Consider the following 25,535-nt stretch of genomic DNA (forward strand, 5'->3'; position numbering starts at 1 on the left):
CGTCCCGCCCCGTACCCTGCCCCCATCCGGGGCGGGGGCGGAGTGGGGCGGGCGCCGTCGTCGTACCCCGGGGGCGGAAGCCCCCACGCCGATACCCTGGTGAGGCAGCCGCCTCACGGTGAGAGGAACCATGTTCGAATCAGTCAAAGGCCTGCTCGACGAGCACGCCGAACTCCAGATCCGTCTCTCTGACCCGGCTGTCCACGCCGACGCCTCCCTGGCGAAGAAGCTCGGGCGCCGCTACGCGGAGCTGACGGGCATCGCGGACGCGCACCGTCGCTACACGCAGCTCACCGAGGACCTCGAGGCAACGCGGGAGCTCGCGGCGGAGGACGCTGAGCTGGCGTCGGAGATCCCCCAGCTCGAGGCCGACCTCGAGCAGGCGCAGGAGAAGCTGCGCCGCCTCCTCATCCCGCGGGACCCCAACGACGCGCGCGACGTCATCCTTGAGGTCAAGGGCGGCGAGGGCGGCGACGAGGCCGCGCTCTTCGCCGGCGACCTCCTGCGCATGTACGAGCGCTACGCGAACACGCGCGGCTGGAAGACGGAGATCATCTCGGCCACCGAGTCGGACCAGGGCGGGTACAAGGACGTCCAGATGGCCATCCACGGCAAGTCCAACGACCCGGCCCAGGGCGTGTACGCGTCCCTCAAGTTCGAGGGCGGCGTCCACCGCGTCCAGCGCGTGCCGGTGACCGAGTCTCAGGGCCGCATCCACACGTCGGCGGCGGGCGTGCTCGTGCTGCCGGAGGTGGACGAGCCCGAGGAGATGGAGATCCACCAGAACGACCTCAAGATCGACGTCTACCGCTCGTCCGGCCCGGGCGGCCAGTCCGTCAACACGACTGACTCCGCCGTGCGCATCACGCACCTGCCCACGGGCATCGTCGTCGCCATGCAGAACGAGAAGTCGCAGCTGCAGAACCGCGAGGCCGCCATGCGCGTGCTCCGCTCGCGCCTGTTGGCGCACCAGCAGGAGCAGATCGACGCCGAGAACGCCGAGCAGCGCAAGTCGCAGATCCGCACCATGGACCGCAGTGAGCGCATCCGCACGTACAACTTCCCCGAGAACCGCATCGCGGACCACCGCACGGGGTACAAGGCGTACAACCTCGACCAGGTCCTCAACGGCGACCTCCAGGCCGTAATCCAGTCCTGCATCGACGCCGACGAGGCGAGCCGGCTGGAGGCCATCGGTGGCACTGGCGAGTAGCGCAGAGGCGCACCTGCCCGGAATCGGCCCCGGCGTCTCGGTCAGGGAGGCCCACCGGGCCGTGGAGCGAGTGCTCCGCGAGGCCGGCGTGGACTCTCCGGGGCACGACGCGCGGGCGCTCACCGCGGCGGCCGTCTCCGCTGAGCCCCGCGACCTCATCCTGCCGAGTGTGGGGGACAGGCCGCTGACGGACGAGGAGGCGGGCCGGCTGACGGCGGTGGCGCTGCGCCGCCGCGAGCGGGTCCCCCTTCAGCACGTCCTCGGCACGGCCCCGTTCCGGCGTCTGGAGCTGCAGGTCGGCCCGGGCTGTCTCGTCCCCCGTCCCGAGACGGAGCTCCTCGTGGACCTTGTCCTTGAGCGCATCGACGTCAACGGCGCGATGGATGTCATCGATCTCGGCACGGGGTCGGGGGCCATCGCAGCCGCCGTAGCGCAGGAGAGGCCCCAGTCGCGCGTGACCGCCGTCGACATCTCCCCGGAGGCCCTCGCGTGGGCCGCCCGCAACCTTCTGGGGACGCGCGTGCGTCTCATCGAGGCCGACGCGACCGCGCCGAGCGAGGACTTCCTCTCCTCCTTCGATGTCGTCGTCGCCAACCCGCCTTACGTGCCCGACGACGACCGCCCCACCCAGCCCGAGGCCGCCGCCGACCCGGCCATCGCCCTCTACGGGGGCGGGGCGGACGGCCTGCGGCTGCCGCTCCTGTTCGCGGAGCGGGCCGCGGAGTGGCTGCGCCCGGGCGGGTTCCTCGTCATGGAGCACGGTGAACGGCAGGGCCAGCCCTTGCGCGAGGCTCTCACGGGCCTTGGCTTCGAGGACGTGCGCTCGTCGCCGGACCTCACGGGGCGGGAGCGAATGACCCACGGCGTGCTCAGACATGGAAGGATGACATCGTGAGCCAGTTCTTTGACATGACGGACCCCATCCAGCGCCGTGAGGGCCTTGCCGCCGCCTCGGCCATCATTCAGGACGGCCGCCTCGTGGTGCTGCCGACCGACACGGTGTACGGCGTGGGCGCCAACGCCTTCGAGCCGCACGCGGTGGGCCTTCTTCTCGCTGCGAAGGGCCGAGGGCGCTCCATGCCCGCGCCGGTGCTCGTTCACCGGCCTGAGGCGCTCGACGGCATCGGGACGGAGATCTCTCAGGAGGTCCGGGACCTGACTGCCGCCTTCTGGCCCGGTGCACTGACGGTGATCGTCCACCAGCAGCCGAGCGTCAACCTCGATCTCGGGGATTCCATGGGCACGGTCGCTGTGCGCATGCCGGACGACGATGTCGCCCTCGATCTTCTCGCCTTCACCGGACCGCTCGCGGTCTCGTCTGCGAACCGCACGGGCCATCCTGCCGCGGAGACGGCCGAGGACGCTCAGGAGCAGCTCGGAGAGGCGGTGGACGCGTACCTTTCGGCGGGTCCGCGCGGCGGGGGCGAGGGCGTCGCCTCGACGATCGTCGACGCCACCGGCGAGGTCTTGCGCGTCGTCCGTCAGGGGGCCATCAGCCTTGAGGCGCTGCGGGACGTGGTGCCGTCCATCCTTGGCCTCGGTGAGGAGGCTCCCTCGCAGGAGCCTGAGACGCCAGGCGAGGCGGTGGGCGAGGCCAGCGAGCCGCCCGCGGAGGGCGTCGAGGCGGAGTTCGCAGGCGGGGTGCACGACGACGCGCCTGCGGCAGCAGCGGAGGCCGCGGACGAGCCGGACCCGGCGGTCGCGGTGCTCGACGACGCGCCGCCCGCACAGGTTGACCCCGCCGGCACGCCGGGCCCCGACGAGGCGGTACAGGAGCACGCGTCTCCCGCCGGGCCGCGCCGGGCGGACACGACGCGCGACGCCGTCAACCTCGATCCGCTGCCCAACCTCGCGGACGAGGACGTGCCGCGGCCCTCGACGGAGCCGCGCCGCGCCCTCTAGCGTGAACGGGCGGTGTCAGCCAGCACGCCGTGAATCTCGGATGGCCCCGCGAGGAGACTCGCTCGGGGCCATTCGTCTGTCTGGGGCTGCCCGCGCCACAAGAGCTCGAGCCTGCGCTGTGCCGCGGACGCCTTCTGCCCGGCGGGTCCCGGCACACGCCCTGCAGAGCTCGCCGCCCACAGGGCTGCCCGAGCGGCGGGGGCGGGGACGCGGCGCGCCGGTCCGAGTCCAGCCGCGGTTCGGGCTGCGTCGAGGGCGGAGCGCGTCGTGGCGCCTTCCCAGGGCTGGAGGACCCGGCGCGGAACGTCCCTTCCAGCAGCGGCGTCCTCCGCGAGCCCCACGGTCAGCCGCGCGAGGGACAGGGCAGAGGTGAGCGGCGTCGGCGCGTCGTCGCTCCATGTGCCCGCGGGGGAGCAGGCGAGACGGGCGAAGGCGCGTGTCGTGGCGCGCTCTGGCCCCTGGACGCTCGTGGCGCGCACAATGCACACCGGCGAGCCGGCGGAGTCGAGTGCGAGCTCGCCGGCCGCCTTGGACGCCGAGTAGTCGGAGAACGGCGCGCACTCCGCCGCGCTCGTCAGCGGGCGGTCCCCGAGGACGGCCGCCGAGGAGAGATGGATGAGGGGCGCGCCGCTGGCCCGGGCGAGGAGGGGCGGCAGGACGGCGTTGGCCCCGAGGAGGGCAGCCTCGGCGGCCCCGTCGGGCCGGGCGAGGCCCGCCGCGTTGATGACGATGTCGGCGCGCCCCAGGGCCCTCGCGGCGTCGGCGGGCACGGTCAGGCTCGCGGCAAACTCCGCCGCGCGGTGGGCGAGGGCCTCGTGCTCGCGCCAGAGCGGGGCGCGGCCGCCGCGAAGCGGGGCGTCAAGGCGGGGCGCTCTGACGCGGAGCACCCGGTGCCCTCTCGCCTCGGCCTCCGCCGCGACGTGCCGGCCGACGAAACCGCTGGCCCCGACGACGGCGATGGTCAGCGGGCCCGTTCCCGCGGCGCGCCGTGCTGCCTCGCGGGCGTCGAGGGCGCCCGCCTGGCCAGCGTGCGAGGGCAGCGGTCCACGGGGTGCGCTCACGGCAGGGGCCCCAGGTCGAGCCGCCCCGATCTGACCTGCCTGGCCTCGCGCAGGCCCCGGGCGATGGCGGCCGCCGAGCGCGCGGCCCTGGCCGCCGCCGCCCGAACCCCGTCCTCCCGGACTGCGGCCGGCGCCTCGACAGCGAGGAGGCGGACGGCCTCCTTGGCGGCGGTCAGCGCCGTGCCCAGGGCGAATCTCGCGGGGGAGTGGGCACCGACGCGCGCGAGGTGCTGAGCCATGAGCGCCCGGTTGCGCAGGGTGAGTCGCCGGGAGAGATCTGAGGCGTCGTTGAGGTGCCGTACGCGGAGGTCGATCGACGCCTGGGCGCGCATCTTGCGCAGCAGCGGCTCATCGCACACGACCACGCGGACGGCACGGGAGGCCAGAAACCCGTAGGTCGTGTCGTCCGAGCCGAGGAAGAACCGCGCGTCAGGCAGCCCCACGGTCTCCGCCGTCAGCGCCGAGACGAGCGCGCCCTCGAAGCACGCGACGTTCGTCTCCGCGACGGGGGCGCTCCTGGCGGGCTCCCGCATGGGCCAGTGCACGCCCGTCGCCGGGTCGAGCACGTGCCGCCAGAAGAAGGGCGTCCCGTCCGCGTTGAGCCGCGCGCCGTGGATGACGTCCGCGCGGAGCTCCCGGGCCGCAAGGCGTGCGAGCCCGCCCGGGATGAGCGCGACGTCGTCGTCCATGAGCCAGACCCACCGCTCCTCCCGGGGGACCAGCGCGTCGAAGCGCTCCGAGAGCGCGAGCTCCATGCCGCGCCGGAAGCCGCCTGCCCCACCCGTGTTGCGGGGCAGGCGCTCCACCACGAGCGGCACGGTGTGGCCGCGGGGGCCTTCGAGGCCGCCTGCGAGACCCTCCAGGAGCGCGGGCGTCTCGTCCTCGCTCGCGTTGTCAATGACGACGACGGCGGCTGGCGCGACGGGTTCCCGCGCGATCGACTCGAGCAGCCCAGCCAGCAGGCTCGCCCGGTTGTAGGTCGTGATGACCGCGATGGTCCGCCCCGGAGTCAGGAGCGGGGAGCCGGCGTACGGGGCCGTGACCGGGGGACGCGGTGTCACGTCAGTCTCCCGTGTGGGGCGTGGGGGCAGGCGCGGCGCCGCCAGCCGCGGACCGGGGCGCCGCCTGACCAGGCTGGGCGGCCGGCGCAGCCTCGGGGGCGGAGAACCCGCGGCCCCGGAGCCCGTCGAGGAAGGGGCGCGACCACTCGCGCAGGCCCGCCAGGTCACGCGTGCGAGCGAAGTGGACGGGGTATCCCACGGCGTCCGCCACGAACGACTTCAGGCGGCGGTGGCGGCGGATGAGATAGCCGCGGTTGCGGAAGAACGCCTCGCGCTTCATCGCCGTGTCGGGGACCAGCACGTGCCAGCGCTCGCCGAGCACGGGGCGGACCTCGGACCATCCCGTCGGGTGGCGCAGCGCCGTCGTCGACACCGTGCCGAAGGGGATGTCAGCGCGGCGCAGGCGCAGCATGAAGTCTGTCTCGTCCCCGCGGATGAAGAGCTTGAGGTCGGGCAGGCCCACGCGGAAGAACACGTCACGGTGGACGAGGGCCCCGTTGAAGAAGTGGCCCACGTCCGGCAGGAAGCCCTTGCGCTCCACGGCGTTCCGGCTGAACTCGAGCCGCCCGTCGAGGCGGAAGCCGAAGGAGAGGCGGCGCTCGTCCTCGGGGGACGCGACAATCGGCAGGACGACGGGCAGGGAGCGGGCGCGCGCCTCGGACAAGAGGACAGACAGGCAGTCAGGGTCTTCGGGGCGCGCATCGTCGTCCATGATCCAGACCCACTGAGCGCCTGAGGCGAGAGCGTGGAGGATGGCGAGGGAGAACCCGCCGGCCCCGCCGAGGTTGGCCTCGCTGCGGATGACGTCGAGCTCCGTCCCGGCGGCGGCGAGCCCCGGGCGGGCATTCTCCAGCACATCCGACGCCGGCTGAGTCCCCGAATCGACGACGCTGATGCGTACGATGGTCTGTGACTGGGACCCCAGGGCGCCGAGGAGGACCGCAAGATCCTGCGGCCGGTTGTACGTCACGGCCGCCACGGCCACGGAGTCGGCGTCCAGCAGGGGCATGGTTCTCGCTTTCATCGGCGGGAGGCTCGGCGGCAGAGGCTGCTCGCCCGAGCCGCACCCCACAGTCTAGTTCCACAGCCGCACCGTCCACCGGGACCGAGGAGAGCAAGCCCACGATGAGCCCCACCGCCCGCGCCGTCGTCGCCGACGAGAAGCCGCGCCTCTGGATCGTGGTCCAGTGTCTCTGCGACGCATTGAGCTGGTGCGTGGCCATCATCCTCGGCCTGGTGCTGCGCTACGAGCTCACGGTGGACACGATCGACTGGAGCGGCTTCGCCGTCTTCGCGTCCCTCGCGGTCACGGCTCAGATGATCATCGGGTGGCTGGCGGGCCTGTACCGGGGAAAGCACCCCTTCGGCAGCTTCGAGGAGCTGCGTCTGCTCGTCGTCGTCACGGGCGCGGTGACCGCGCTCCTGGTGACGACGAGTCTCTTCTTCGGCCTCGCCCTCGGCATCCCCCGCTCCTCCGGCATCATCGCCTTCCCCTTCGCGTGCCTCTTCATGGCGAGCGTGCGCTACTTGAAGCGCATGTACGTCGAGGGCAAGGCGCGGCCCGCGGCTCCGGTGCGGCGGGCCCTTGTCGTGGGTGCGGGCTTCCTCGGCACGGGGATGGTCAACCAGATGATGCACGACCCGGCGGGACAGTTCCAGGTGGTCGGCATGGTCGACGACGACCCCCACAAGAAGTACCTGCGGGTGGCCTCGGTCCCCGTGGTCGGGTCCACACGGGATCTCGGCGCGCTCGTGGAGAAGCACCGCGCGGACGTCGTCGTCGTTGCCGTTGCCCAAGCGGACCCCGCGATGCTCCGCCGGCTCAACGAGCAGCTGAGGGACACGGGCGCTCGCCTGCTCCGCATGCCCCGGCTCTCCGAGCTCCTGCACCCCGAGGACAACGCCCTCGCGGACCAGCTGACAGAGGTGCGCCTTGAGGACCTGCTCGGCCGCACGCCCGTTGACCTCGACGTCCCCAGCCTGCGCTCCTACATCGAGGGCCGCCGCGTGCTCGTCACGGGTGCGGGCGGGTCCATCGGCTCGGAGATCTGCCGGCAGGTCGCCGAGCTCGGGCCCGACGAGCTCATCCTGCTGGAGCGGGACGAGTCAGCGATGCAGGCCACGAGCCTCTCCCTGACGGGCACGGGCCTCCTCACCGGCTCGGAGACCGTCCTCGCGGACATCCGCGACGCCCAGGCCCTCGAGGAGATCTTCACGAGCCGCAGGCCCGAGGTCGTCTTCCACGCGGCGGCCCTCAAGCACGTCCCCCTCCTGGAGCAGTACCCGCTCGAGGCGTGGAAGACCAACGTCCTCGGCACCGCCAACGTTCTCATCGCCTCCATCAACACGGGCGTCGAGACCTTCGTCAACATCTCCACGGACAAGGCGGCCGACCCCTCCACCGCCCTGGGGCACGCGAAGCGGCTGGGGGAGCGCCTGACCTCCTGGGCGGCCGGGGTGTCCAACGCGCGCTACGTCTCGGTGAGGTTCGGCAACGTCATCGGCTCCCGGGGCTCCGTGCTTCCGCTCTTCACCCAGCAGATTGAGCGCGGCGGGCCTGTCACCGTGACGGACCCCAACGTGGAGCGGTACTTCATGACCATCCCCGAGGCCACGGCGCTCGTGCTCCAGGCCGGGGCGGTGGGACGCGGGGGAGAGGTCCTCATCCTCGACATGGGCCAGCCGGTCAAGATCATCGACGTTGCCCGCCAGCTCATTGCCCTCTCCGGCCGGGACACGGAGATCGTCATCACCGGTCTGCGCCCTGGGGAGAAGATGACGGAGGCGCTTGTCCGCGAGGACGAGGAGGTCTGCTCGCCCTTCCATCCCCTCATCGCCCACACCGCCGTCCCGCCGCTCGCCCCGGGAGAGCTGGACCTTGACCTCTTCCGTCAGGGCCGCGCCTCCCGCCCCGCCACCGAGGCCCTGCGCGTGGCCCGCCGGATCACGCCGGAGTCCTAGGCCGGCATGCACTCAGACCACCTTCTCGTCGCGGCAGCGCTCTCGCTGCTCGCGTCCCTCGCGGCGCCCGTGTGGCTGCGGCCTCGCCTCGAGCGCCTCGGAGTCGTGGACGTCGCCTCGGCGCGCTCCTCGCACGTGGGGACGGTGGTGCGCGGTCTCGGTCTCTCGTGCGTGCTCGCCATGGCCATTGCGACGCCGGCTGCCCTCTACCTCTCTCACCGCCTCGAGAGCGCGGGCCTCGGCTGGGCGAGTCTCGCCTGCGGCCTCGCGTGCGGGGCGCTCGGGTGGCAGGAGGACCTGAGGGGGGTGTCCATTGTTGGGCGCATGGCCGTCCAGGCCGGGATCGGCCTCGTGACGTGCGCCATCATGCTCGCGTCCGTCGACATCAGCCCGTGGTTCCTCCTCGCGGGCGCGGCCGCGGTGCCCGTGCTGGTCAACGCCGTGAACTTCATGGACGGCGTGAATGGAATCTCGGGCCTGTACGGGCTTGTGGCGGGTGGGTTCTTCGCCCTGCAGGGGGCCGAGTACGCGGAGCCGTGGCTCGCCATCGCGGGCCTCACCCTTGCTGGCGCGTTCGTCGGCTTCTTGCCGTGGAACTTCGGCTGGTTCCGCTGGCCCGCCTCCTTCATGGGGGACTCCGGCTCGTACCTGCTCGGGGGAACGCTCGCGGCCCTTGCGCTCGGCGCGTTCTTCGTCGGTGTGCCGATCGAGCGCGTCGCCGCACCGTTCCTCATCTATCTCGCGGACACGGGCTACACCCTTGCCCGGCGGGTCATCACCGGCGCACAGGTCACCCTCTCGCACCGCGAGCATGTCTACCAGCGGCTGACCGACGTCGGCTTCTCCCACGTGGGCGCGGCGGGCACGGTCATCGGCTTCACGGTGCTGACGTGCGTCCTCGGCACGCTCGGCGCGTCTGGCCAGGGGAACCGGCTCAACGTTGCCGCCTTCGCCACGGTGGCGGCCATCATCATCTACCTGGTGCTGCCCGAGGCGGTGCGCGCACTGCGCGGCCCCTCCCGCCCGCACCGCGAAGGAGTCTCGTGACCACGGATACGGGCGGCGCCGCCATCGGGCGCCAGCACTGGGATCAGCTCAAGACGGGGAGCCTGGCGTCCCTCGCGCTTGCGGTGCTCGCCGGGGCCTGGGCGCTTCTTCCTGGCCACGACGCCGGCCTGTCGGCGCTTCTCGGCGTCGGCGTGGTGTGGGTGTCCTTCGGCGCCTCGGCCGTGATCATGGCCGTGCTGGCGCCGCGCCTGGGGCAGGGCATTGTCTTTGCGGGTATCGCTGTCTACGTGCTGAAGGTCTTCGTGGTTGCGATTCTGGTCTTGACGTTGAGCGCGCCTGGTTGGCTGCGTCCTGTTCCTGCGGTTCTGGCCGCGGGCGTGGCCGTGCTGATGTGGCAAGCCGTCGCCTTCCGTGCGGTCGCGCGCTCCCGGGTTCTGCTCTTCGACTCGCCAACCGGCGACTCGACTCCGACGGTCGAAAGGGGACGGCGATGAAGGCCTCCTACCTCGTTCAGTACATCCTCGGCGGTCTCATCGCCTGGTTTTTGATAGGCTGGGGGCTGGATGCGCTGTTCCATGTGAACTTCCTGAGATACGTAGGCTTGTTGGTCGGTCTGGCTGGCGGGGTCTACATGGCTTTCCTGCGGCAGAGGATGGACGAGAAGAACGCCGGGCAACCCCCGGCAGACTCCGAAGACCGTCCCTGACGAGGCCCTCAAGGACGAACAGTGCGGCCCCCGGGGACTTCTCGGGGAAGCCGCTCAGAACGCCGCGAAACCAAGTCTTCCCTGACACAAGACAGGGCGGACGTTGCCCGACGACGGACACAGCAGAGAGGAAACGCGTTGAACGCGCTTGCACTCCCGGCCGGGGCGGAGAAGTTTGTTCCTCCGACCCTGGAAGATCTTCACTTGCCCCCCATTTTCGAGATTGGGGACTTCGGGCTCACGAAGCAGATGCTGCTCCTCGTTCTCTCGGTGATCCTCATCGCCGGCTTCTTCCTCGTGGCCATCCGCCACCGAGCCATGGTGCCGGGCAAGCTGCAGTTCGTGGCGGAGGAGGGCTACGCATTCGTGCGCAACTCCCTGGGCCGCGAGATCATCGGCCAGGGCTTCCTCAAGTGGGTCCCGCTCCTGTTCACGGTGTTCTTCTTCGTCCTCGTCAACAACATCTTCGGGCTCATCCCGATTCTCCAGTTGCCGAGCTTCTCTCACGTGGGCAGCGCCTATGCCATCGCAGCCATGATCTACGTGACGTGGGTCGGGGTCGGCATCAAGAAGTACGGCCTGAAGTTCTTCAAGCTCATGGTCGTCCCCGCGGGTGTCCCCTTCATGCTTCTGTTCATCCTCGTGCCGATCGAGATCATCTCGAACTTCATCGTCCGGCCCGTGACACATTCGCTGCGACTCATGGCCACCATGCTGGCGGGCCACCTCATCGCAGCCCTCGGTGCCACGGGTGCCGAGTACCTCATCACGGTCCAGGAAAACCTCTTCCTCAAGGGCGCGGGCATCTTTGTCATCGGCGGCGCCGTGGCCATGGGACTCCTCGAGGCCCTCATCATGGTTCTCCAGGCCTTCGTCTTCGCGCTCCTCACGGCGATCTACATTCAGGGTGCCGAGCACGCTGACGCGCACTAGTTCCCGTGCGGTTCAGCCGCCGGAGCTCACAGATTCCTAGTTTTCCCCCGCTTGCGGGGGGATGACCTCCCAATTAAACCTCCAAGGTAAGAGTCCTTGGCATCGAAAGGAAACACAATGGAAGGCAACCTCAACCTCGTCGGCTACGGTCTCGCGGCAATCGGCTCCGCCATCGGCGTCGGCCTCATCTTCGCGGCGTACATCAACGGTGTTGCTCGCCAGCCCGAGTCCCGCGCGGTCCTCAACCAGATCGCCCTCCTCGGCTTCGCGCTGACCGAGGCCCTCGCCATCCTCGGCCTGGTTCTCGCGTTCGTTCTCTAGTCCGTCCCAGGTGCGAGGCAATCATTATTGCTCGTTGACCCTTAAGGATGGGTGAACTCATGAAGGAATCTCTTTCAGTCATCGCGGCTGAGGGCAAGATCAACCCGATCGTTCCGGCCACGTGGGACATCATTGTCGCGGCCATTACGTTCTTGGTCCTCCTCTACATCGTCGTCAAGTTCGTCGTTCCGGCGTTCGAGAAGGTCTACCAGGATCGCGTGGCGGCAATTGAAGGCGGCATCGAGAAGGCCGAGCGGGCTCAGGCCGAGGCCAACGCCAAGCTCGAAGAGTACGAGCGCCAGCTCGCTGACTCGCGAGCAGAGGCCAACCGCATTCGCGAAGAGGCTCGTGCCGAGGGCGCGCAGATTCTCGCGGAGCTCAAGGCCCGCGCCGCCGCGGATGCTGCTCGCATCACGGAGCAGGCCCACGTCCAGATCGAGTCCGAGCGCCAGGCTGCACTCGTCTCGCTCCGGAGCGAGGTCGGCACGCTGGCAACGCAGCTCGCGAGCAAGATCGTCGGCGAATCCCTCGAGGACGACGCACGCTCGCAGCGCGTCGTTGACCGCTTCATCGCGGACCTCGAGTCCTCGACGAGCGCAGGTGTGACCCGCTGATGGCTAGCGTCTCGAGTGAATCGCTGGCAACGGCGCGGGCAGCGCTGGAGGGAAGCCGCGACTCCGTCTCCTTGAAGACGGCAACGGACCTCTTCGGCGTGTTGGGTGTCCTCGACGAAAACCCGGCCCTCCAGCGGGCCCTGACGGACCCGGCCCGGAGCACGGAAGAGCGTGGTGCACTGGCACGGCGGCTCTTCAGTGGCCAGGTGTCGGACATCGTCGTCGATCTCGCTGCGCAGGTTGCCGGAAGCCGTTTCTCCTCCATGGGCGACTTCCTCGATACGTTCGAGACGCTCGGTGTCGACGCGACCTGCCTCGTGGCAGAGCGCGGCGGCGAGACCGGCATCGCACGGCTCGAGGACGAGCTGTTCGCCTTCCGCAACGCTGTCGGTGACAGCCACGAGCTGCAGCGGGCGCTGAGCATGGTCTCGGCTCCCCGCGAATCTCGTGAACGACTCGCGCAGGGGCTCACGGCACACGTGTCCGAGCCCGCTCGTGTCCTGATCACGCAGGCAGTGCTGAGCCCCCGCGGGCTCAAGGTCGTCACCCTCGTGGAGCGTTTCTCGCAGTTCGTGGCAGCCCGCCACAACCTGTGGATCGCGCACGTGGAGACGTCGCAGGAGCTGACCCCGGAGCAGGGTCAGCGTTTGGCTGAAGCGCTCACGCGCTACTTCGGCCGCGAACTGAAGATCAACGCGACGACGCTCCCGTCGCTCATCGGCGGCGTGCGCATCACCGTCGGGGACGAGGTCATCGACTCCTCGGCCCTCGCGCACATCAACCGCCTCAAGCAGCGGCTAGCGAGCTAGTCACCCCCGTCCCCGGCCCAAGCCGGGCGGGAGCAGTACACGACGATCCGCTCCGGATCACTCCGGCAGAGCCGGCACCATGGAGCGAATCCCAAGACACGGAGAGCAGGGAGCACAGATGGCCGAGTTGACCATCAATGCCGATGACGTCCGCAGTGCGTTGAACGAGTTCGCGGCGTCATACGAGCCGGGCAAGGCCGACCGCGTAGAGGTCGGACGCGTTATCACCGCGAGCGATGGCATCGTTCGCGTCGAGGGACTTCCGTCCGTCATGGCGAACGAGCTCGTTCGCTTCGAGGACGGCACCCTGGGCCTCGCCCAGAACCTCGACACGCGAGAGATCGGCGTCGTCGTCCTCGGCGACTTCGACAAGATCGAAGAGGGCCAGGAAGTTCAGCGCACGGGGCAGATCCTCTCTGTCCCCGTCGGCGACAACTTCCTCGGCCGCGTCGTTGACCCGCTGGGTCAGCCCATCGACGACCTCGGCGAGATCGTCCCCGAGGGCCGCCGCGCCCTCGAGCTTCAGGCGCCGGGCGTGACCGAACGCAAGTCGGTTCACGAGCCGCTTCAGACCGGCATCAAGGCCATCGACGCCATGATCCCGATCGGCCGCGGACAGCGCCAGCTCATCATCGGCGACCGCCAGACCGGCAAGACCGCCATCGCGGTGGACGCCATCATCAACCAGCGGGCCAACTGGGAGTCCGGCGACGTCAACAAGCAGGTTCGCTGCATCTACGTCGCCATCGGTCAGAAAGCCTCGACGATCGCGGCCGTGCGCCAGACCCTCGAGGACAACGGCGCGCTGGAGTACACGACCATCGTGGCCTCGCCGGCCTCCGACCCGGCCGGCTTCAAGTACCTCGCCCCGTACGCCGGATCGGCGATCGGTCAGCACTGGATGTACGGGGGCAAGCACGTCCTCATCGTCTTTGATGACCTCTCCAAGCAGGCTGAGGCCTACCGCGCTGTCTCCCTCCTCCTCCGCCGTCCGCCGGGACGCGAGGCATACCCGGGTGACGTCTTCTACCTGCACTCCCGCCTCCTCGAGCGTTGCGCCAAGCTCTCTGACGAGCTCGGTGCGGGCTCGATGACGGGTCTGCCGATCATCGAGACGAAGGCCAACGACGTCTCGGCGTTCATCCCGACCAACGTCATCTCCATCACCGACGGCCAGATCTTCCTGCAGTCGGACCTCTTCAACGCCAACCAGCGCCCGGCGGTCGACGTCGGTGTCTCCGTCTCCCGAGTCGGCGGCGCAGCGCAGGTCAAGGCCATGAAGAAGGTCTCCGGCACGCTGAAGCTCGAGCTCGCCCAGTACCGCGACATGCAGGCATTCGCCATGTTCGCCTCGGACCTGGACGCCGCCTCGCGCCAGCAGCTCACGCGAGGCGCGCGCCTCATGGAGCTCCTCAAGCAGGGCCAGTACCAGCCGTACCCGGTCGAAGACCAGGTCGTCTCGGTGTGGGCCGGCACGAACGGCTACCTCGACGACATCCCCGTCGCCGACGTCCGCCGCTTCGAGTCGGAGTTCATCGGTCACCTGCGCCACCGCAGCCAGGTCCTCACCACGCTCGCCGAGACCGGCAAGCTCGAGGACTCCACGGTTGACGAGCTCAAGGCCCAGATGTCCGAGTTCAAGTCCGGCTTCCAGCCGAGCGAGACGACAGCCAACTAAGGCCGCTGATCCCTCGGTCCCGGGGCGTCGAGACGACGCCCCGGGCCGGGTGGGCAAGAAAGGAAGAGCATGGGAGCCCAGATTCGGGTCTACCGCGAGAAGATCAAGTCGACCCAGTCGATGGCCAAGATCTTCAAGGCGATGGAACTGATCGCGACCTCTCGCATCGGCAAGGCGCGTCAGCGCGTCTCCGCTGCGGGCCCGTACGCGGATGCCATCTCGCGCGCGGTGGCCGCCGTGTCCGCCCAGGCGGACATCGACCACACGCTCACGACCCAGCGGGCCGTTGTGAAGCGATCCGCGGTCCTCATCATGACGAGCGATCGCGGGCTTGCCGGCTCCTACTCCTCGTCAGTCCTCAAGGAGGCCGAGGCGCTCATTGAGCAGCTCCAGGCTGCCGGTCAGGACGTCGATGTGTACCTCTATGGCCGCAAGGGACAGGCATACTTCGATTTCCGCCAGATGCCGTACAAGGCGTTCTGGACCGGGAACACGGACGCGCCCGTCCACGAGACGGCCGTCGAGATCGGCGAGGCCCTCCTCGAGCAGTTCGTCAAGGGATCGGAGAACGGGGGAGTGGACGACGTCCACCTCGTCTACACGCGCTTCGACTCCATGGTCGTCCAAGAGCCCACCTCCGGGATGCTCCTGCCCCTGACCAAGGACGAGGTCGACGCCGAGGCCAAGGCTGCCGGCCCGCTGCCGCTGTACGAGTTCGAGCCAGACGCCTACAGCGTCCTGGACGAGCTCATGCCGCGCTACATCGAGTCCAAGGTCTTCAGCGCCATGCTTCTCGCGGCGGCCAGTGAGCTGGCGGCGCGTCAGCGAGCCATGAAGGCTGCCGGCGACAACGCCGGGGAGCTCATCAAGAAGTTCACGCGACTGCGCAACAACGCCCGCCAGGCGGAGATCACGCAGGAGCTGTCCGAGATCGTTGCCGGCGCCGACGCGCTCAGCGCCTAACCACACCTCATGCCGGGCGAAGCAGCCCAGCAACCTGACCGTTTTTGCCATCAACCTGAGAAGTGAGAGAGATGACTGCCCACACTGTTGAGCACGTTGAGCTTGCCGCTCCCTCTGGTGCCACGGGCCGTATCGTTCGTGTCATCGGGCCGGTCGTCGACGTCGAGTTCCCCTCCGACGCGATGCCGGCGATCTACAACGCCCTGACCACCACCATCAACCTGAACGGTGAAGAGAGCACGATCACCTTCGAGACGTCGCAGCACCTCGGCGACAACCTCGTGCGTGCAATCTCCCTCCAGGCGACCGACGGCCTCGTTCGCGGTGCCATCGTCCAGGACACGGGTGACTCGATCTCCGTGCCCGTCGGCGACGGCGTCAAGGGCCACATCTTCAACGTCCTGGGCGACGCCCTCGACGTCCCGAACTCTGAGATTCAGGTCTCCGAGCGCTGGCCCATCCACCGGAAGGCCCCGCACTTCGCTCAGCTCGAGGGCTCGACGGAGATGCTCGAGACCGGCATCAAGGTCATCGACCTCCTCACGCCCTACATCAAGGGTGGCAAGATCGGCCTCTTCGGCGGCGCAGGCGTCGGCAAGACCGTTCTCATCCAGGAGATGATTACTCGCGTGGCCCGCAACTTCGGCGGCACCTCGGTGTTCGCCGGCGTCGGCGAGCGCACGCGTGAGGGCAACGACCTCTGGGTCGAAATGGAAGAGGCCGGCGTCCTCAAGGACACGGCCCTCGTGTTCGGCCAGATGGACGAGCCGCCGGGAACGAGACTCCGCGTGGCCCTCTCGGCCCTGACCATGGCGGAGTACTTCCGCGATGTTCAGAACCAGGACGTGCTGCTCTTCATCGACAACATCTTCCGGTTCACGCAGGCCGGTTCTGAGGTCTCCACGCTGCTCGGCCGCATGCCGTCCGCCGTGGGCTACCAGCCGAACCTTGCCGACGAGATGGGCCTCCTCCAGGAGCGCATCACCTCGACGCGTGGCCACTCGATCACGTCGATGCAGGCCATCTACGTCCCCGCCGATGACTACACGGACCCGGCCCCGGCCACGACGTTCGCGCACCTCGACGCGACGACCGAGCTGTCCCGTGAGATCGCCTCGCGCGGCCTGTACCCGGCCGTTGACCCGCTCACGTCGACCTCCCGCATCCTCGACCCGCAGTACATCGGTCAGGATCACTACGACACGGCGGTCCGCGTCAAGCAGATCCTCCAGAAGAACAAGGAGCTCCAGGACATCATCGCCATCCTCGGCGTCGATGAGCTCTCCGAGGAGGACAAGGTGACGGTCTCGCGAGCTCGTCGCATCCAGCAGTTCCTCTCGCAGAACACCTACACCGCCAAGCAGTTCACCGGCGTCGAAGGCTCCACCGTGTCCATCAAGGACACCATCGAGGGCTTCCGCGCCATCTGCAACGGCGATGTGGACCACATCGCGGAGCAGGCCTTCTTCAACGTCGGCGGCATGGACGACGTCGAGCGCCAGTGGGCTGAGATCCAGAAGTCGACGAAGTAGCCATGGCCGCTTCCGAACTTCACGTTGAGATCGTCGCGCCGGACTCTCAGGTCTGGTCCGGCGCGGCGTCGATGATCCGCGTGCGCACCACGGAAGGCGAGATCGGCATCCTGCCGGGGCACCAGCCCCTCCTCGCCGTCCTGGGCGCGGGCGAGCTCGTCGTGGCCGCGGCGGGCGGCGCGCGCGAGCACTTCCACGCCGACGGCGGATTCCTGTCCGTCGAGGGCGATGGCGGCCGCGTGATCGTCGTAGCGGACAACTGCACACGGACAGAGGCCCCCGCCGCAGGGCCGGTCTCTGTCGCTTCATAGATGGTGATTCTCTAGCACCAGCATGAATCACCACGGGTTCTGGTTGATCGGAGTCTGCGCAGCCCTTGCGGGCCTTGCGCTCTTCGGCACGCTCGGAATCCGAATGGCATCAAGGGTGCGTCGCAGGCAACTGCGGCGCACCCTTGGTGCGTTCCCGGCTCTCCTCCTGCGCGACGGCGTCTGGCACGAGGGGACAGCCCATACGCGCCCCGACGCCATCCACTGGTACAAGGACGCGTCGGTGCGCCCTGGTTCCTGCCTGCGCCTGGGCAGGAGGCGGCTGGACATGCAGCGCCTCGCCCCCGAGTCTGCCCTCACGCGCTCTGTGCGGGACTCCGGCGGTCCTGAGAGGCACGGGTGGGTCGTCGTCCGCTTCTCGTCTCCAGACCTCGTCTACGACGAGTTCCTGGCCATGGACTTCGCGGCCTCCGCCGGGGTGTGCGCGTGGATCGAGGCGCTCGGAGTCGTCGGGCTGGGGGACTGGCGGGAGTAGCTGGGGGACTGGCAGGACGGGCGCCCGCGGTGCCCAGCAGCGGCTACGGTCCCCAAGGAGCGCCCACGGTGCCCACGAGCGCCCACGGGGCGCATGGTCTACCTGATCGGCCCCCAGGCGTCCTCTGGGCATGCGAAAGGGCCCGCACACATTGTGTGCGGGCCCTTCCTGCTATCTCAGGCGCGGTCGCTCAAGGCCGGAGCCGAGGGGCGCGAAGCGCCGGTGAGACGCGAGTGCTTAGAGGGGGCTGACGCCGGTGGCCTGCGGGCCCTTGGCGCCCTCGCCGATCTCGAAGGAAACGCGCTGCTCGGGCTCGAGCGTGCGGAATCCGTTCGTGGAGATCTCGGAGTAGTGGACGAAAACATCGTCGTTCGAGCCGTCCGGGGTGATGAACCCGAAGCCCTTTTCAGCGTTGAACCACTTGACAGTTCCTTCAGCCATGATGTGCTCCTTCAAGCATTATGCGGACCAATGTTCTTGGAACGCGTGAGTGAGATAAAAAGCGAGAAGGGTTTAGCTGGTAATGCAAATGGTGCCCTACGCTTTCACGACCTGCCTGGATGACGGGCCGCTTCTGTAAGCATGGCACGCCCTTGAGGGCTTGTCAATTGCCTGAGGCGCCGCATGGCCTGCTCGGGCTCAGGCGCGAATGGCCGAGATCTGGCTCATTTCTCGCGGGATGCCGGTCATTTGAGCGAGGATTTCAGGCGGGTGCCGAAAAGCCCATAAATGGATCCTGGGTGAATAATGGCCAAACCCTGAGGTGCGGATTGGATCAGAACAGGCGGGTGTGCGAGTCGTCGACGCCGCGCATCTCGTCGTAGTCCAGCGTCAGGCACGTGATGCCGCGATCCTCCGCGAGAACCCGCGCCTGGGGCTTGATCTGCTGCGCCGCGAAGACCCCTCGGACCGGCGCCAGGCGCGGGTCACGGTTGAGGAGAGTGAGGTACCGGGAGAGCTGCTCCACGCCGTCGATGTCCCCGCGCCGCTTCAATTCGACCGCGACGCAGCCGCCTGTCGCGTCGCGCGCGAGGATGTCCACCGGGCCGATGGCGGTCGGGTACTCGCGGCGGACGAGGGTGAACCCCTCGCCGAGGCGATGGATCTGTTCGGCCAGGAGGCGTTGGAGGTCAGCTTCGACGCCGTCCTTGACGAGCCCTGGGTCGACTCCAAGCTCGTGCTCGGAGTCCGAGTGGACCTCGTGGATGTGGATCACGAGCTTGTCGTCGCTCTTGGCGTGCTGGACGATCCACGACTCAGCCACGCCCTCGCCGGCCCCGCTTTCCTCCGGAGTGGCGATGCGCAGGCGCGCGGGCGGCGACATCCAGTTGAGCGGCTTGTAGGAGCCGCCGTCGGAGTGAACGAGGACGGAGCCGTCCGCCTTGACGACGATGAGTCGTCGGGCAAGGGGGAGGTGGGCGTTGAGGCGCCCGATGTAGTCCACTGAGCAATCGGCAATGAGTAGTCGCACGAGATCCCACTCTACGGCGTGGGGGCGCTTCCCGCCCGGCTCCGGGGAGGTTCTAGCGCCTGTCCTGGCGTGGGATGACGACCTCGCGGAGGAGGTGCATCACGGCCGCCGCCGTCGGGATGGCGATGAGCGCCCCGAGGACGCCGAGGACGGAGCCGCCCGCGATGACCGCGATGACCGCGACCGGCCCCGGAACCGAGACAGCGCGCTGCATGATGCGCGGTGAGATCAGGTAGGCCTCGACCTGGAGGTAGACCATATAGGGAATGGCGAAGCCGACGGCGGTGCCCCACCCCTCCGTCAGGGCGACGAGAGAGACGACGACGAGGGCGATCGGCGGCCCCACGAGAGGAATGACGGCGAGGAGGGCGACCACGCAGAAGAAGAGCCAGGGGAAGGGGACGCCCACGATGAGCATGACAATGAGCGCGAACGTCGCATTGAGGGCCGCGACGGTCGTCTGGCCGAGAACGTACGAGCCGACGGACTTCGTGATGTCCTCGGTCAGCTCGGAGACCCGCTTGCGCCGCGAGCTGGGAACGAGGCTGTAGAACCAACTCTTCATCGTCGGCAGGGAGACGAGGAAGTACAGCGTCAGCACCAGGACGATCAGGGTGCCGAAGAGTCCGTTGACGATGGCCTGCCCCGCGGAGATGGCCCGCTCGATGAGGCCGCCGGGGTTCGTGGCGTCCTTCGCAAGCTTGTTGATGGCCTGTGTCAGTTGGTCCTGGACGCCGATCGCCGAGTTGATCTTCTGGAACGTGGGCGTCTGGGTCGCTTCCTCGAGCGTGCGCGGGAGGGACTGGAAGAACATGGTCAGCTGGCTGACCGTCACGGGGACGATGAGGCTGACGAAGAGTGCGACGACGCCCGCCACGCCGAGGAAGACGATGAGGACGCCGGCGCCGCGGGGCACCTTCCGGTTCTGGAGGAACCGGACGACCGGGTCGAGGCCCAGGGCGATGAAGAGGGCGGCGGTGATCCACATCGGGAGGGGGCCGGTGTGGTCGAAGATGTAGTACAAGAGGAGAGCGAGGCCGACCCCGACGGTGCCGAAGAAGCCCACGGCCAAGGGGCCCTGGGGCCGCAGCCCGCGGTGGTCGTGGGGGCGATTTCGCTGCTGGGGGAGGGAAGAACTGCTCACCTGTCCACGATAGTCCACGGGCGTCCTCGCCTCCCGGCCCGGTCGGTGAGGCATCGGGCCCGGCGCCCGCGCCGAGGCGGGCGTTCGATACGATGGAATCTGGCCATTTTCCCGTGCCCAGAGCGGCGACGGGCTGCTATCCCCATCTCTGAGACGTCAGGTACGAGTCGTGCGAACAAAACTACCCATCGTGGCCGCCATCGTCGGCCTCTTTCTCGCCCTGGTCGGCGCCGCCGGCCTCACCTTCCTGAAGACCACGGAGCAGTCCACGGTCAACGTGGCCATGCCTGCGGGCAGTGAGCACTCGAAGATCCTGCGCATCCCCGCCGAGGTCGGCGGCCAGGACGGCCTGGACCTGACCATCGACGGGCAGGGCCCGTGGAACGTGTCCCTCATCCGCTCCCTGGACGTCAAGGCCTGGGCCGGGGACGCGCAGCAGACGGTCGTCTCCCGTGCGGGCGGCGACCTCTCGGCGTCGACGGAGGGCACGGCCGCAGCGGCCTTCGCACCGGCCTCGACCGACATCTTCGCGACGACGGCCGTCCAGCGCGGGCGCACCGTGCAGCACATCGACCCCGTGCGGGACAATCAGCGCTACGACGTCGTCATCACAGGCAGCGAGGGCGCCCCCCTCCCGTCGTCGCTGACGGTGAGCAAGGACGTAGAGGTCGCGCAGCCCTGGGGCCTTCCCCTCCTGATCGTCGGCCTCCTCGTGGCCTTGGGCTCGCTGCTCGCCTGGCTCCTCATGCGGCGCAAGGGCGACGACGATCGCCTGGCGGCTGGGTCGTCGCCGCGTGCCCGCGAGGCCGTTCGAGTCGCCCGCGGCTCGCACCGCGCGCAGGCTGTCTCCCCTCTCCTGGCCATGGCGCTGGCGGGCTCGTTCGCCGTGCCGGCGGCGGTCTCGACGAGCCCGGCGCCGTCGGCCGCTTCCCCCAGCGCGTCAGCGGGCGCGCAAGACTACACGCCCACGGTGAGCGGACAGCAGCTGGAGCGCATCGTCAAGGCCGTCTCCGCGGACGCGGAGAAGGCAGACAAGGCGCAGTCGGCGTCGGCGCTGACCGGCCGATTCACCGGCGCCGCCAAGACGCTCCGCGCGGGGACGTACGCGATGCGCGCCAAGAACTCCTCTATTGCGCCGCCGGCGCCGATCGCGACGAAGATCGTCACGAGCATGGTGCCGTTCTCCGATGAGTTCCCGCGCAGTGTGGTCGCCGTCGTCCAGGACGGGCCGCAGGACTTGCCCGTGGCTCTCGTGTTGGAGCAGAAGCGCGCGCAGGACGACTACGTCCTCCGCGACACGATGTCGATGCTTCCCGGCGCCAAGTTCCCGAAGCCGGACAACGAGCCGGGCTCTCGGGCCGTGGGGCTCGACGACGGCCGGGGTGTCCTCACCCCCGCGCGCTCGCTGCAGGCCCTCGCCGACGTCCTCGACCACCCCGAGGGGCCCTCGAAGGGAGCCTTCGAGTCCACGTCGTTCCAGAAGGACCTCATCGACTTCCAGAAGTCGGTGACGAAGAACGCGGGGGGCGTCAACAGCACGATCCGACAGGCCGTGGACTGGAACGAGGCCCGGGCCTTCCCGACCGCGGACGGCGGCGTCATGGTGTTCGGATACCTCAACATGCTGTACACCGCATCCCCGAAGGAGTCCGGCGGCTCCGTCCAGCTGAGCGGCACGCCGTACGAGAAGCTCGTGGGGGCCGCGAGCGTCAAGGGGCCGGTCGAGGTCTCCTACGGCCAGTCCGTCATGATGTACGTGCCCAAGCGGGGCTCGGGTGAGAAGGTCGTCGTCACGGGCGTCGACCAGGACCTCATCGGGGCTCGCAAGGGCTAGCGCGAGGCCCGTCACAGGGCGGGCGCCGGGGTTCGATTCCTGCGGCGGGGCCGGGTTACATTGAGATACATGTCAGTGCAACCCGGCCCTTCGTCATCCTCCCCCTCTGCTTTCGAAAGCGCGGCCCTGCGCGGCGCCGTGGACCTCTCTGCCCTCGCGGATCGCGCCCGCTCGGCTGCATCGGCGTCCGCGGCCTCGTCGCCGTCCGGCAGCGCGCCGGCGGCGGACTCGGCGCGATTCGTCGTGGACGTCAACGACGCGAGCTTCGAGCAGGTCCTCCAGCTCTCGCACCAGGTCGTCGTCATGGTCGGCCTCTACGCGGACCAGGTGCCCGGCTCTGACGCGGCGATCGACGACCTGCTGCCGTTCGTCGCGGCGCGCGGCGGCCGGTTCGTGCTGGGCCGGGTCCGCGGCGAGGACGCCCCGGGCGTCTTCCAGGCCTTCCAGCTTCAGACCGTGCCGGCCGTCGTCGCCCTCATCAAGGGCCAGCCGGTCCCCATCTACCAGGGGATGCCGCCCGCCGACTGGGACGACATCTTCACCCAGCTGACGAGCCTCGCGGACGAGCACGGGGTCACCGGAAGCGTGCCGGCAGGGGAGTCCGACGACGAGCCTGCGGCGGAGGAGCCCGCGTCCTCGCCCGAGGAGGACGCGGCGCTGGAGGCCATCGGCCGCGGCGACTACGCCGAGGCGCAGCGGATCTGGCAGGGCGTCCTGGCAGAGCGACCGGCGGACGCCGTGGCCCGGCAGGGCCTCCTCAACGCCCAGCTGCTCGAGCGCATCGCCGATGTCCCCGAAGGGATTCGCGAGCGCGCGGCGGGGGACGCGGACGACATCGAGGCGCACCTTCTCGTCGCCGACCTCGACCTGACGAACGGCCACGTTGAGGACGCCTTCACGCGCCTGCTGCGCTTTGTCGCCTCGCACGCGGGGGACGAGCGCGAGGCCGCCCGGGCACGGCTCGTGGAGCACTTCGAGCTCGTGGGGCCGGAGCACCCGGCGGTGGGTCCGGCGCGTCGCCGCCTCGCGGCCGCCCTCTTCTAGGACGGCCCGCGCGGAGCCCGGTCATCCTTCCGGGGGACGCGGCGGGCGCGGGGTCCTCGATATGTTGGAGGCATGACTGACGACACCGCTCCATCTGCATCCCTGCCGCCCGTCGTACCGCATGGCTCCGGGCCGGTCTCCGCGCATCCCGCTCTGTCCGTTGAGGGCCTGAGCAAGGCGTTCGGCCAGGTCCTCGCCGTGGACTCCGTGTCCTTTGAGGTGCCGAGCGGCTCCTTCTTCGGCCTCGTAGGCCCCAACGGCGCGGGCAAGACGACCCTCCTGTCCATGGCGACGGGCCTCTTGCGCCCCTCGGCCGGCACGGCACTCGTCTACGGGAAGGACATCCTCCGCGAGCCGGATGCCGCCAAGCAACTCCTCGGCGTCATGCCGGACGGGCTGCGCCTCTTCGACCGCCTGACCGGCCCCGAGCTCCTCGAGTTCACCGGCCGGCTGCGGGGCCTCGATCAGGGGACCGTCAAGGAGCGCGCCGCTGACCTCCTCGAGCTCATGGACCTGACTGCCGAGCCGCGCAAGCTCGTGACGGACTACTCGGCCGGCATGAAGAAGAAGATCACGCTCGCGGCCGCCCTCATCCACGCCCCGCGCCTCCTCGTCCTCGACGAGCCGTTCGAGGCCGTGGACCCGGTCTCGGCCGCGAACATCCGGGACGTCCTCGCGCACTTCGTCGCGGGCGGGGGCACGGTCATCGTCTCGAGCCACGTCATGGACCTCGTCCAGCGCATGTGCGACCACGTGGCGATCGTCGCCGGCGGCCGCCTTGTGGCCTCCGGAACCGTGGACGAGGTCCGCGCGGGACAGGACCTCGAGTCGCGCTTCATCGAGCTCGTGGGCGGGCGCCGCTCGGGGGAGGGGCTGGCATGGTTGGAACACTGATCCGCCTCTCCCTGCGCCTCCAGCGCAACCTCCTGACGCGGAGCACGGGCGCGCTCGTCGCGACGATCCTCGGCGGGCTCTACGCTCTCGGCGCCGCCGTCTTCGCCATCACCGGCCTCGCCTTTCTGCGGATGGCGAGCCATGAGACGGTGGCCGCCGTCCTGCCCACGGCCGGCGCGCTGATCGTCCTGGCGTGGGTCGTCGTGCCGCCGCTCGTGACGGGCCTCGACGAGACACTCGACCCCGCCCGCTTCGCGACCATGTCGGTCCCCATGCCCTCCCTCATCGCGGGCCTCGTCCTCGGCGGCGCGGTCACCCCCGCGGGCATCCTGACGCTCCTCCTCGGCCTCTCCTGGGTCCTCCCCACGTCGACGACGGCGGCTGGCGCGGTGTTCGGCCTGCTCGGCGGGATCCTCGGTGCGCTCTTGGCCCTCGTCCTGGCGCGGCTCGTGACGACCGCGCTTGCCTCGCTGGCGACGACCCGCTTGTTCCGGGAGTCGAGCATGGCCGTCCTCTTCGTGGGCCTCATGCTCTTGGGCCCCCTCATCCTGGCGGCCTCGTGGCTCTTCTCGTCCCCGGACGTTGCGGGCGTCGCCTCCCGGTTCGTCGGCTGGACGCCGCTGGGCGCCCCGTGGGCGCTGGGCGCCGACGCCCAGGGCGGCGCATGGGGAGTGCTGGCCGTGCGACTCGCCATAACACTCGCCTCGCTGGCAGCGGCGGTGTGGCTGTGGTCGCGCGCCTTGCGCCGGCAGCTCGCGGAGCCCTCCCTCGGCACCACTGGGCCGGCCCCAGGGAAGAAGGGCGCGGTCAAGGCCACGATCTTCGACCGACTCGGCGGGGGCGTCCTCGGCGCCGTGGCGGGCCGCAGCCTCCTCTCCTGGCGCAGGGACCCCCGGTACTCCCTGACGATCATCGCCGTGCCCCTGATCATCGTCATCGTCGTCGTCCAGAGCCGCATGTTCGGAGAGGGGATGGGCATCTTCTGGCTCCTATTCCTTGGGTTCATGCTGGGCTGGGGCATGGCGCTCGATGTCTCCTACGACTCGACGGCCCACTGGGTCTACATCGCCGCCGGCGTGAGGGGGAAGACCCAGCTCGGCGGGCGCCTCGCGGGCTACGGGATCGCAACCGTCGCGGGCGCTGCCCTCTACGGCGTCATCGAGGGGATCGCCTCGGCGGACCCGGTGCGGGGCCTCGCCAATGCGACAATCGTCCTCTCGACGGCCCTCACGTCCATGGGGCTCGGCCTCGTCATGAGCGGCCTCTTCGTCCAGCGCACCGTGCTGCCGGGCGACTCCGTCTTCAGCTCCCGAGGCAACGGCCTGCTGCCGATGCTCCTCCAGCTGGGCGGCATGGCCGTCACGAGCCTCGTCATGGCGGGGCCGCTCATCCTCGTGCGCCTCGGCCAGGCCCAGGACTCGGCGGGGCTGCTCGCGGGCGGAATCGCTCTCGGGCTGGGGCTCGGCACGACGGCTGTCGTCGTCGGACTCTGGGTGGGGGCGCGGCTCTGGGAGGCGAGGTCGACGCGGCACCTTGAGAGCCTCATCGCCCTGGACCACGCGTAGCGAGGGCCCGCCGGGCC

Annotated in this window: 25 protein-coding genes and 1 pseudogene; 20 read left to right on the top strand and 6 right to left on the bottom strand. The window is 69.5% G+C overall.

Annotated elements, in window-relative coordinates; all coding sequences use genetic code 11:
- Positions 1 to 130 precede the first annotated feature (130 nt).
- Genes prfA through J2S35_RS08665 form a run of 3 tightly spaced genes read left to right on the top strand, consistent with a single transcriptional unit; the run spans position 131 to position 3,115 of the window.
- Complete coding sequence (gene prfA, locus J2S35_RS08655) at positions 131 to 1,213, top strand: peptide chain release factor 1 (RefSeq protein ID WP_309852304.1); 1,083 nt, start codon at positions 131 to 133, stop codon at positions 1,211 to 1,213.
- On the top strand, positions 1,197 to 2,108 hold the full coding sequence (prmC, locus tag J2S35_RS08660) for a peptide chain release factor N(5)-glutamine methyltransferase (protein WP_309852307.1): 912 nt from the start codon (positions 1,197 to 1,199) through the stop codon (positions 2,106 to 2,108). Before prfA ends, prmC begins: the two co-directional genes overlap by 17 nt.
- Positions 2,105 to 3,115 carry an L-threonylcarbamoyladenylate synthase gene (locus tag J2S35_RS08665; protein ID WP_309852310.1) on the top strand — a complete coding sequence of 337 codons (1,011 nt, stop codon included), beginning with the start codon at positions 2,105 to 2,107 and terminating at the stop codon, positions 3,113 to 3,115. Before prmC ends, J2S35_RS08665 begins: the two co-directional genes overlap by 4 nt.
- Here J2S35_RS08665 and J2S35_RS08670 read toward each other — a convergent pair.
- The 3 genes from J2S35_RS08670 to J2S35_RS08680 are packed head-to-tail and all read right to left on the bottom strand — an operon-like array spanning position 3,112 to position 6,246.
- The gene (locus J2S35_RS08670) at positions 3,112 to 4,176 is read right to left on the bottom strand and encodes an NAD-dependent epimerase/dehydratase family protein (RefSeq protein ID WP_309852313.1); all 1,065 of its coding nucleotides are present in this window, start codon (positions 4,174 to 4,176) and stop codon (positions 3,112 to 3,114) included. The genes J2S35_RS08665 and J2S35_RS08670 overlap by 4 nt on opposite strands.
- Positions 4,173 to 5,237, bottom strand: coding sequence for a glycosyltransferase (locus J2S35_RS08675; protein WP_309852316.1), 1,065 nt, complete (start codon positions 5,235 to 5,237; stop codon positions 4,173 to 4,175). Before J2S35_RS08675 ends, J2S35_RS08670 begins: the two co-directional genes overlap by 4 nt.
- A gap of 1 nt (position 5,238) precedes the next feature.
- Positions 5,239 to 6,246: a glycosyltransferase gene (locus J2S35_RS08680; protein ID WP_309852318.1), complete on the bottom strand. Its 1,008-nt coding sequence runs from the start codon at positions 6,244 to 6,246 to the stop codon at positions 5,239 to 5,241.
- A gap of 116 nt (positions 6,247 to 6,362) precedes the next feature.
- Between J2S35_RS08680 and J2S35_RS08685 the strand changes: the two genes are divergently transcribed.
- From J2S35_RS08685 to J2S35_RS08745, 13 genes and pseudogenes are all read left to right on the top strand, one after another.
- Positions 6,363 to 8,198 (top strand): polysaccharide biosynthesis protein, encoded by a 1,836-nt coding sequence (locus J2S35_RS08685; RefSeq protein WP_309852320.1) that lies wholly within the window; start codon positions 6,363 to 6,365, stop codon positions 8,196 to 8,198.
- A gap of 6 nt (positions 8,199 to 8,204) precedes the next feature.
- Positions 8,205 to 9,245 carry an MraY family glycosyltransferase gene (locus tag J2S35_RS08690; RefSeq protein WP_309852323.1) on the top strand — a complete coding sequence of 347 codons (1,041 nt, stop codon included), beginning with the start codon at positions 8,205 to 8,207 and terminating at the stop codon, positions 9,243 to 9,245.
- Positions 9,242 to 9,700, top strand: coding sequence for a hypothetical protein (locus tag J2S35_RS08695; RefSeq protein ID WP_309852326.1), 459 nt, complete (start codon positions 9,242 to 9,244; stop codon positions 9,698 to 9,700). The genes J2S35_RS08690 and J2S35_RS08695 overlap by 4 nt, the downstream gene beginning before the upstream one ends.
- Entirely contained in the window at positions 9,697 to 9,912 is a 216-nt protein-coding gene (locus J2S35_RS08700) for a hypothetical protein (RefSeq protein WP_309852328.1), read from the top strand. The genes J2S35_RS08695 and J2S35_RS08700 overlap by 4 nt, the downstream gene beginning before the upstream one ends.
- Positions 9,913 to 10,050: 138 nt before the next feature.
- Positions 10,051 to 10,845, top strand: coding sequence for a F0F1 ATP synthase subunit A (gene atpB / locus J2S35_RS08705; protein ID WP_309852330.1), 795 nt, complete (start codon positions 10,051 to 10,053; stop codon positions 10,843 to 10,845).
- A 117-nt stretch (positions 10,846 to 10,962) separates the two neighbouring features.
- Positions 10,963 to 11,166 carry a F0F1 ATP synthase subunit C gene (locus tag J2S35_RS08710; RefSeq protein WP_309852333.1) on the top strand — a complete coding sequence of 68 codons (204 nt, stop codon included), beginning with the start codon at positions 10,963 to 10,965 and terminating at the stop codon, positions 11,164 to 11,166.
- A gap of 59 nt (positions 11,167 to 11,225) precedes the next feature.
- The gene (locus tag J2S35_RS08715; RefSeq protein WP_309852336.1) at positions 11,226 to 11,780 is read left to right on the top strand and encodes a F0F1 ATP synthase subunit B; all 555 of its coding nucleotides are present in this window, start codon (positions 11,226 to 11,228) and stop codon (positions 11,778 to 11,780) included.
- Positions 11,780 to 12,589, top strand: a complete 810-nt coding sequence (locus J2S35_RS08720) for a F0F1 ATP synthase subunit delta (protein ID WP_309852340.1) — start codon at positions 11,780 to 11,782, stop codon at positions 12,587 to 12,589. The genes J2S35_RS08715 and J2S35_RS08720 overlap by 1 nt, the downstream gene beginning before the upstream one ends.
- A 118-nt stretch (positions 12,590 to 12,707) precedes the next feature.
- A pseudogene (gene atpA, locus J2S35_RS08725) lies at positions 12,708 to 14,240 on the top strand (F0F1 ATP synthase subunit alpha); the annotation flags it as partial.
- A gap of 96 nt (positions 14,241 to 14,336) precedes the next feature.
- Positions 14,337 to 15,230, top strand: coding sequence for a F0F1 ATP synthase subunit gamma (locus J2S35_RS08730; RefSeq protein WP_309852342.1), 894 nt, complete (start codon positions 14,337 to 14,339; stop codon positions 15,228 to 15,230).
- Positions 15,231 to 15,301: 71 nt separating this feature from the next.
- A complete protein-coding gene (gene atpD / locus J2S35_RS08735) occupies positions 15,302 to 16,762 on the top strand; it encodes a F0F1 ATP synthase subunit beta (protein ID WP_309852344.1) in 1,461 nt (486 codons plus the stop codon).
- A gap of 2 nt (positions 16,763 to 16,764) precedes the next feature.
- Positions 16,765 to 17,073, top strand: a complete 309-nt coding sequence (locus J2S35_RS08740; protein ID WP_309852347.1) for a F0F1 ATP synthase subunit epsilon — start codon at positions 16,765 to 16,767, stop codon at positions 17,071 to 17,073.
- Between the two features lie 115 nt (positions 17,074 to 17,188).
- Entirely contained in the window at positions 17,189 to 17,566 is a 378-nt protein-coding gene (locus J2S35_RS08745; RefSeq protein ID WP_309852351.1) for a DUF2550 family protein, read from the top strand.
- A 237-nt stretch (positions 17,567 to 17,803) separates the two neighbouring features.
- On the opposite strand, the gene J2S35_RS08750 is transcribed toward J2S35_RS08745, so the two are convergent.
- From J2S35_RS08750 to J2S35_RS08760, 3 genes are all read right to left on the bottom strand, one after another.
- The gene (locus J2S35_RS08750; protein WP_309852355.1) at positions 17,804 to 18,007 is read right to left on the bottom strand and encodes a cold-shock protein; all 204 of its coding nucleotides are present in this window, start codon (positions 18,005 to 18,007) and stop codon (positions 17,804 to 17,806) included.
- Between the two features lie 334 nt (positions 18,008 to 18,341).
- Complete coding sequence (gene nucS, locus J2S35_RS08755; protein ID WP_309852357.1) at positions 18,342 to 19,037, bottom strand: endonuclease NucS; 696 nt, start codon at positions 19,035 to 19,037, stop codon at positions 18,342 to 18,344.
- Between the two features lie 52 nt (positions 19,038 to 19,089).
- Complete coding sequence (locus J2S35_RS08760) at positions 19,090 to 20,181, bottom strand: AI-2E family transporter (RefSeq protein WP_309852360.1); 1,092 nt, start codon at positions 20,179 to 20,181, stop codon at positions 19,090 to 19,092.
- A gap of 190 nt (positions 20,182 to 20,371) precedes the next feature.
- Here J2S35_RS08760 and J2S35_RS08765 point away from each other — a divergent pair, with 190 nt between their 5' ends.
- The 4 genes from J2S35_RS08765 to J2S35_RS08780 all read left to right on the top strand — a co-directional run bounded on the left by J2S35_RS08765 (position 20,372) and on the right by J2S35_RS08780 (position 25,518).
- Entirely contained in the window at positions 20,372 to 22,015 is a 1,644-nt protein-coding gene (locus J2S35_RS08765) for a hypothetical protein (RefSeq protein WP_309852363.1), read from the top strand.
- 69 nt (positions 22,016 to 22,084) lie between these two features.
- A complete protein-coding gene (locus J2S35_RS08770) occupies positions 22,085 to 23,059 on the top strand; it encodes a co-chaperone YbbN (RefSeq protein ID WP_309852366.1) in 975 nt (324 codons plus the stop codon).
- A 72-nt stretch (positions 23,060 to 23,131) separates the two neighbouring features.
- Positions 23,132 to 23,953 (top strand): ABC transporter ATP-binding protein, encoded by an 822-nt coding sequence (locus tag J2S35_RS08775; protein WP_309852367.1) that lies wholly within the window; start codon positions 23,132 to 23,134, stop codon positions 23,951 to 23,953.
- Positions 23,938 to 25,518, top strand: coding sequence for a hypothetical protein (locus J2S35_RS08780; RefSeq protein ID WP_309852370.1), 1,581 nt, complete (start codon positions 23,938 to 23,940; stop codon positions 25,516 to 25,518). Before J2S35_RS08775 ends, J2S35_RS08780 begins: the two co-directional genes overlap by 16 nt.
- Positions 25,519 to 25,535 lie beyond the last annotated feature (17 nt).

It is taken from the genome of Falsarthrobacter nasiphocae (assembly GCF_031456275.1).
Lineage (GTDB): Bacteria > Actinomycetota > Actinomycetes > Actinomycetales > Micrococcaceae > Falsarthrobacter > Falsarthrobacter nasiphocae.